The sequence below is a fragment of the Peptococcaceae bacterium genome (assembly GCA_024655825.1).
Taxonomy (GTDB): Bacteria; Bacillota; Peptococcia; order DRI-13; family PHAD01; genus JANLFJ01.
Window position 1 is genome coordinate 62,062 of sequence record JANLFJ010000009.1, and the last position, 7,563, is coordinate 69,624.

Annotated in this window: 6 protein-coding genes; all 6 read left to right on the forward strand. The window is 54.6% G+C overall.

All coding sequences use genetic code 11. The annotated features are described in order from the left end of the window. The first annotated feature begins 10 nt into the window (after nt 1-10). Nucleotides 11-1,696: a biosynthetic-type acetolactate synthase large subunit gene (gene ilvB / locus NUV48_05225; protein ID MCR4441542.1), complete on the forward strand. Its 1,686-nt coding sequence runs from the start codon at nt 11-13 to the stop codon at nt 1,694-1,696. Between the two features lie 18 nt (nt 1,697-1,714). Then, nucleotides 1,715-3,268: a 2-isopropylmalate synthase gene (locus NUV48_05230; GenBank protein MCR4441543.1), complete on the forward strand. Its 1,554-nt coding sequence runs from the start codon at nt 1,715-1,717 to the stop codon at nt 3,266-3,268. A gap of 20 nt (nt 3,269-3,288) precedes the next feature. Continuing rightward, nucleotides 3,289-4,554 (forward strand): 3-isopropylmalate dehydratase large subunit, encoded by a 1,266-nt coding sequence (leuC, locus tag NUV48_05235; GenBank protein ID MCR4441544.1) that lies wholly within the window; start codon nt 3,289-3,291, stop codon nt 4,552-4,554. Then, nucleotides 4,555-5,064, forward strand: coding sequence for a 3-isopropylmalate dehydratase small subunit (locus NUV48_05240; GenBank protein MCR4441545.1), 510 nt, complete (start codon nt 4,555-4,557; stop codon nt 5,062-5,064). Then, nucleotides 5,052-6,119, forward strand: a complete 1,068-nt coding sequence (gene leuB / locus NUV48_05245; protein ID MCR4441546.1) for a 3-isopropylmalate dehydrogenase — start codon at nt 5,052-5,054, stop codon at nt 6,117-6,119. Before NUV48_05240 ends, leuB begins: the two co-directional genes overlap by 13 nt. Before the next feature lie 84 nt (nt 6,120-6,203). Further along, nucleotides 6,204-7,100: a diguanylate cyclase gene (locus NUV48_05250; GenBank protein MCR4441547.1), complete on the forward strand. Its 897-nt coding sequence runs from the start codon at nt 6,204-6,206 to the stop codon at nt 7,098-7,100. Nucleotides 7,101-7,563 lie beyond the last annotated feature (463 nt).

Consider the following 7,563-nt stretch of genomic DNA (forward strand, 5'->3'; position numbering starts at 1 on the left):
GTGTTAATATATGCTGCCGGGTGCGGAGATCCTCATAAAATGCCTGGAAAAAGAGGATGTGAACCTCATCTTCGGTTATCCGGGAGGAGCTGCCCTGGACATCTTTGACGCCCTGGAAAAGTCACGGCAGATCAGGCACGTTCTCGTTCGCCACGAGCAGGGAGCGGCCCATGCCGCCAACGGTTATGCCAGGGCAAGCGGTAAAGTAGGGGTATGTATCGCCACTTCGGGACCCGGAGCAACAAATCTGGTAACCGGTATCGCCACTGCGTACATGGACTCTGTACCTCTGGTGGTTATCACCGGGCAGGTCCCTACTTCGATGATTGGGACGGATGCCTTTCAAGAAGTCGATATTACCGGAATAACGGACCCGATCACCAAACATAACTACCTGGTCAAGGATGCCCGCGACATACCCCGCATTGTCCAAGAGGCGTTTTATATCGCCGGAAGCGGGCGGCCGGGGCCGGTGCTTATCGATCTGCCCAAGGATGTGGCGGGATGCCGCATCGAGCCCCCGGAAGAAAAACCGGTGGATTTGCGCGGCTATAAACCCAAAGTGACCGGCCATGCCGGACAGATCAAACAGATCAGCGAGCTCTTGCAGGAGGCGAAACGCCCGCTTATCTGCGCCGGTGGCGGGGTCATCAGCGCCGGCGCTTCGAAAGAATTGATCGAACTGGCGCAAACGCTTCAGGCTCCCGTGGTCAACACCCTCATGGGCGTGGGCAGCATTCCCTTGTCGCACCCGCTGGCCCTGGGGATGCTGGGCACGTACGGCCTGGCCCAGGCCAACCTGGCTGTGCAGGCCTGCGATTTGTTCCTGGCGCTGGGGATGCGCTTTACCGACAGGGTTACAGGCAATGTGGCCAAGTTCGCTCCTGAGGCCAAGATCGTTCATATCGATATAGATACGGCGGAAATAGGTAAAAATGTGCGGGTTGATGTTCCCCTGGTCGGCGACCTCAAGATTGTTCTCAACCAGCTCAACAGCCGGCTGCAAAAGAAAAAAAACCCGGAATGGGCGGCAAAGATAGCCCAAATCAGGGAAAATTGCCGGATGATGAGGGAAATGAACCCCGAAAAAGACGGGGCGGAGTGCATTTCGCCGCGTGATGTCATGACCCTGCTGAACGAAAAACTGCCGCCGTCCTCCATAGTAACCACCGATGTCGGCCAGCACCAGATCTGGGCCGCCCAGATGTACCGCGCAGGAAAACCGCGCACCTTTATCAGTTCGGGCGGCCTGGGTACGATGGGCTATGGAATCCCGGCCGCCGTGGGAGCCCAGCTGGCCTGCCCTGATTGCCCGGTGGTGGTGATCACCGGGGACGGCAGCTTTCAGATGGGTCTGCCGGAATTGGGAACTGCCTATGAACAGGATTTGCCGTTGAAGATTATTGTTTTTAACAACCAGGCGCTGGGCATGGTGAAGCAGCTGCAAGACCATTACTGCGGGGGCAGGCATGTTGCTGTACACTTCAGCAAGTTGCCCGATTTTCACCACTTGGCTTTGGCCTACCGGGCTTTAAGCCTTAAAGCAACGAATAAAGACGAGCTTGCGGACAAAATGACCCGGTTTTTAGAGCATGAGGGGCTGGCCATTATGGAAATTGCCGTTTCGTGCCGGGATAATGTTTATCCTATGGTCCTGGCCGGCTGCGGCCTTGACGAACTGGTAGGATTGGAATAAGGGGGGTTAGAATTAAAAATGATTGATAACGAAAAAAGGGTGTTCATCTTTGATACGACCTTGCGGGATGGAGAACAGTCGCCGGGTGTCAGTTTAAACATTGACGAAAAACTGGCCATCGCGTACCAGCTGGCCCGTTTAGGGGTGGATGTCATCGAAGCGGGTTTTCCCATCACCTCAACCGGCGACTTTGAGGCGGTAAGCCGGATTGCCAAGGAAGTGGAAGGCCCGGTCATTGCCGGTTTGGCCCGCACTGAACGCGCCGATATCATGAGGGCTTACGAGGCGGTAAAACACTCCCGCCGTCCCCGTATTCACACTTTTGTGGCCACTTCGGAGATTCACATGACCCGCAAGCTGTGCAAAACCAGGGAGCAGGTCAAGGAAATGGCTTACGAGGCCGTTAAACTTGCCCGGAGCCTGGTTGAAGACGTGGAATTCTCCGCCGAGGACGCCTTTCGCAGCGATCTTGACTTTTTGTGCGAGGTTTTTCGCCTGGCGGTGGAGGCGGGCGCAACGGTCATCAACATTCCGGACACGGTGGGATATGCCACGCCGTGGGAGTTTGGGGAATTTGTCAAAGCGGTGCGCCAGGGCGTCCCCAACATCGAAAAGGCCGTCATCAGCGTGCACTGCCATAATGACCTTGGTCTTGCCGTGGCCAATTCCCTGGCGGCCATCCGCAACGGGGCCAATCAGGTGGAGGTAGCCGTTAACGGCATCGGCGAGCGGGCGGGGAACTGCTCGCTGGAGGAAGTGGTGATGGCCCTTTATACCAGGCGAAATTTCCTCGGGTTTACCACGAACATCAACACCCGTGAAATCTACCGCACCAGCCGGATGGTCAGCACCCTCACCGGGATGCCGGTCCAGCCCAACAAGGCAGTGGTGGGCAAGAACGCTTTCGCCCATGAAGCCGGCATCCACCAGGACGGGGTGATCAAAGAAAGGACCACTTATGAGATAATGAACCCGGAAATGATAGGGATCGGCAGCAGCAAGCTGGTTATGGGGAAACATTCCGGCCGCCACGCCTTTAAACTGCAGTTGCAGAAACTGGGTTACCACCTGGACGGCGAGATCCTGGACAAAGCCTTCGTTGAATTTAAACAGCTCGCCGACCGCAAAAAAGAGATCCTGGACGAGGATTTGATCATGTTGATGGACAGCCAGGTCTTGGGCAGCGGCGATGAATACTTCCAGTTAAACTACCTGCAGGTGTCGAGCGGGACCAATGTTTCAGCCACCTCGACCGTGGGTATTATGGTGAACGGGCAGCTGGCGGAAGAGGCGGCCTGCGCGGATGGGCCCGTGGAGGCTACTTACAGCGCCATAAATAAGATTGCCAAGCTCCCGGTCAGGCTGGAAACTTACGGCATCAGCGCCGTGACGGGGGGCACCGATGCCCAGGGAGAGGTGGTTGTCCGGGTTTCCATGGGAGATAATACCTTTATGGGACGGGGGCTGAGCGTTGATATCATTGAAGCCAGCGCCAGGGCCTATCTAAACGCCCTGAACAAGATAGTGAGGGCTTATCCGGACATCATCGCCAGGCCGGCGTCGGGCGAATAGCGAACAGGAGGAAGAAACCAGTGGGGATGACCATTACCGAAAAAATCCTGGCGGTCCATGCCGGGAAAGAGCAGGTGTCGCCGGGTGAATTGATCAACGCCAGGCTTGACCTGGTTTTGGCCAATGATATCACCGGCCCTATGGTGGTGAAGGAATTCAATAAGATAGGCGTGGAGAGGGTTTTCGACCAGAACAAGGTGGTCTTTATTCCCGATCATTTTGCTCCGGCCAAGGACATTCCTTCAGCCCAGCAGTGCCTTGAGATCAAAGAATTTTCCCGGGCACAGGGATTAACGCATTACTACGAGGTGGGCCGCAACGGGATCGAACACTGTTTTTTACCGGAGCAGGGCCTGGTCGTACCTGGCGATGTGGTGATCGGAGCCGATTCCCATACCTGCACTTATGGCGGTCTCGGAGCGTTTTCCACCGGCGTGGGCAGCACCGATCTGGCCGTGGGCATGGCCCTCGGCGAGATCTGGTTTAGGGTGCCGGAGAGCATCAAGTTTGTCCTCAAGGGAAAACCAAAAAACAAGTGGGTCAACGGGAAGGATTACATACTGGCCATTATCGGCAAAATAGGCGTGGACGGCGCCCAATACAAAGCGATGGAGTTTGAAGGCGAGGCGATTGAAGCGCTGTCGATGGACGGGCGCCTTACCATGGCAAACATGGCGGTTGAAGCAGGCGCCAAGAACGGCATTATCGCTCCCGATGAAAAGACCGTGGAATATGTTAAGGAAAGAGCGCAAAAACCGTGGCAAATATACAAAAGCGATCCGGATGCGGTGTACGCCGGGGTAATTGAAATCGACGTCACCGGCCTGGAACCGCAGGTGGCCTTTCCTCACCTGCCGTCAAATACGAAACCGGTATCGGCTTCCACCCATATCAAGATCGACCAGGCGGTCATTGGTTCCTGCACCAATGGAAGATGGGAGGACCTGGTAACAGCGGCGCGCATCATCAACGGCCGGAAGATACATCCGGAGGTCAGGGCCATCGTCATCCCCGGCACACGGGAGATTTACCTGCGGGCGGTCAGGGAAGGACTGGTGGAAATATTTGTCGAGGCAGGGGCGGTGGTAAGCACTCCCACTTGCGGCCCGTGCCTGGGCGGCTATATGGGAATACTGGCCAAAGGCGAGCGGGCGGTGTCGACGACCAACCGCAACTTCATAGGCCGGATGGGACACCCGGAAAGCGAGGTTTATCTGGCCGGACCGGCTGTGGCTGCCGCTTCGGCGGTCCTCGGCCGCATCGGTTCGCCGGAGGAGGTGGAATAAATGGAAATTCTGCAAGGACGCACCTGGAAGGTCGGGCATAATATTGACACAGACCTCATTATTCCGGCCCGTTACCTTAACCGGTACGATGCCGGTTTCCTGGCTTCTCATTGCCTGGAGGACATCTTCCCGCAGCTTGGCGAAAGCATAAATCCGGGCGATATACTGGTGGCTGGAAAGAATTTCGGCTGCGGCAGTTCAAGGGAGCATGCTCCTGTAGCCCTCAAAAGCGTGGGGTTCAGCTGCATAATCGCTGAGAGCTACGCGCGCATTTTCTATCGCAATGCTATTAATATCGGCCTGCCGGTGATCGTGGCCCCGGAGGCCGCCCGGTCCATAAATGACCACGAAATGCTGGAGGTAGACCCTGCCGGCGGGGTCATCCGCAGCCTGACCAGCGGCAAAACATACCGGGGAGAACTACTGCCGCCTTTCATGCTGGAGATCCTGGACAGCGGGGGACTGGTTCCCCATGTGGCCAAAAAGGTGGGAAAAAAATGCGCAAGATAGCGGTTTTGCCGGGAGACGGGGTGGGGCCGGAGGTGACGGAACAGGCGTTGCTTGTTCTCGAAGCCGCGAAAAAGAAATACCATTTCGAATACTCGCTGGAGAAAGGGTTAATAGGCGGGGAGGCCATTGACGCGACCGGCGAACCGTTTCCCGCGGAAACCAAAAGACTGGTCTTGGCCAGCGATATGGTGCTGCTGGGCGCTGTAGGAGGGCCAAGGTGGGATGGACTGCCGGGAGAACTGCGCCCCGAAAAAGGGCTTCTTGAAATCCGCAAAACCCTGGGACTTTATGCCAATCTTCGCCCGGTCAGGTGCTGGCCCCAGCTCCTTGAACAGTCGCCTTTAAAAAACGAAGTGATAAACGGCGTGGACCTGCTTGTTGTTCGCGAACTGAGCGGGGGAGCTTATTACGGCGCAAAGGGAACGCGAACGGAGGGCGGCGAGGAGCAGGCCTTTGACACGATAGAGTATTCGGAAAAGCAAATCAGGCGCATCATCAAAATGGCCTTTGAACTGGCCCGAAAACGTCGCCGCAGGGTCACGTCGGTCGACAAATCCAACGTGATGGAAACCTCGCGTCTCTGGCGAAAAATAGCTCAAGAAGAAGCCCATAACTACCCGGAGGTCTCGCTTAATCATCTTTATGTTGACAACTGCGCCATGCAGCTGTGCCTCAAACCTGCCCAGTTTGACGTGGTGGTGACGGAGAACATGTTTGGCGACATCCTTTCCGACCAGGCTTCCGTGCTGGGCGCTTCTTTAGGCATGCTTCCCTCGGCCAGCTTGGGCGACGGGCCTTCGCTGTTTGAACCGGCCCACGGTTCAGCGCCGGATATTGCCGGCCAGGATAAAGCCAATCCGCTGGCCGCCATACTATCGGTGGCCATGATGCTGCGTTTTTCCTTCAACAACGGCGAAGCTGCCGGCGCGGTGGAAAAAGCCGTGGAAACAGTGCTTTCTTCAGGGTTGCGTACAGTTGACATTTATTCCGCGGGCACAAGAATTGCGGGTACGCGTGATATGGGCAGGGCCGTGGCCAAATGTCTCGCCTCCTGATGAGCAAATATTTTGCAGGAGAATGTGAAATTATCGAGAATATTAACAAGAAAATCAGAGTGCGCCTCTTTTGGGAGGAAGGCCATGCCAAAGATTCTTGTGGCCGAAGACAGCAAATATTACCGCAAGCTTCTGGAAGAAACCTTAAAGGAATGGGATTATGAAGTCGTCCTGGCCGGGGACGGCGCCCAGGCCTGGGAAATACTGCAGCGGGAAGACAGTCCTCAGATAGTCATCCTGGACTGGATTATGCCGGAAATGAGCGGTTTGGAGGTATGCAGGGCGGTAAGGGAAAAACTCCCCAAGCCGTACCGCTACATCATCCTGCTGTCGGGAATGGATGGGCAGGAAAACATTTTTAACGGGCTGGAAGCTGGCGCGGACGACTATATCATCAAGCCTTTTAACCAGCAGGAACTCAAATACAGGCTGAGAATCGGGCAGCGGATAATAGAGTATGAGAACAGTCTCTTGCGCTTGGCCATGACGGACCCGCTGACTGGAATTCTTAACCGCTGGGCGTTCATGGAAAGACTGGAAAGCGAAATCCAGCGCAGCCGCCGTTTCAAGTCGCCTTTGACCCTGGTTATCATGGACATTGACGATTTTAAAAGGGTAAACGATACGCACGGTCACCAGGTTGGAGATAAAGTTATTTGCTGTATTACACGGGAACTGTCCAAAAGCATCAGGAGCTACGATTTCCTGGGGCGTTACGGCGGGGACGAGCTGGTTCTCTGTTTGCCCGGCGTGGGCCACCCCAAAGCCCAGGCTGTAGTGGAGCGCCTGCGCTGCGCGGTGGAGAACGTTCGCCTCAATCTTGAAGATGCGGACGGGTCCATAAGCGTAACGGCCAGTTTTGGATTCACCTGCCTTAACGACAGCCCGGATGAGTGCTTGGATTCACTTGTAAAAAGGGCGGATGAAGCCCTCTACCTGGCCAAGGCCCAGGGTAAAAACCAGGTTCGCGCGGTTTTATAAACAGGACTGCAGCCGGGCCTTTTAGAAGGTTATGCCTCATGTCGAAAAATGTCGACATGTTTTTTGTATATTAGTTAACTTTCAGCTTTTTTGTGGTATACTATTACTAGAGAAAGAAGAATACGTTTTGGGGGTTTTGCCGGTGATTATCCGCTTGAGGGATGGATGTCACGCGCTGAAAAAACTCCATAAAGATTTATACAAGGGACGACCATAAAGGGTCGTCCCTAAACTTTTCCTTGTTATAATATATTGTCTCTTTATTCCGCCTGTTATAAAAAAGCTTCCAAAATAATTAAAACAACATAAGGAAGCTTTTTTGAAACGCATAACGGAAAGTCAAAGACAGAGGAAGAACTATACTTTCCTATGCGTTATAAAAAAGCTTCCAAAATAATTAAAACAACATAAGGAAGCTTTTTTGAAACGCATAACGGAAAGTCAAAGACAGAGGAAGAACTAT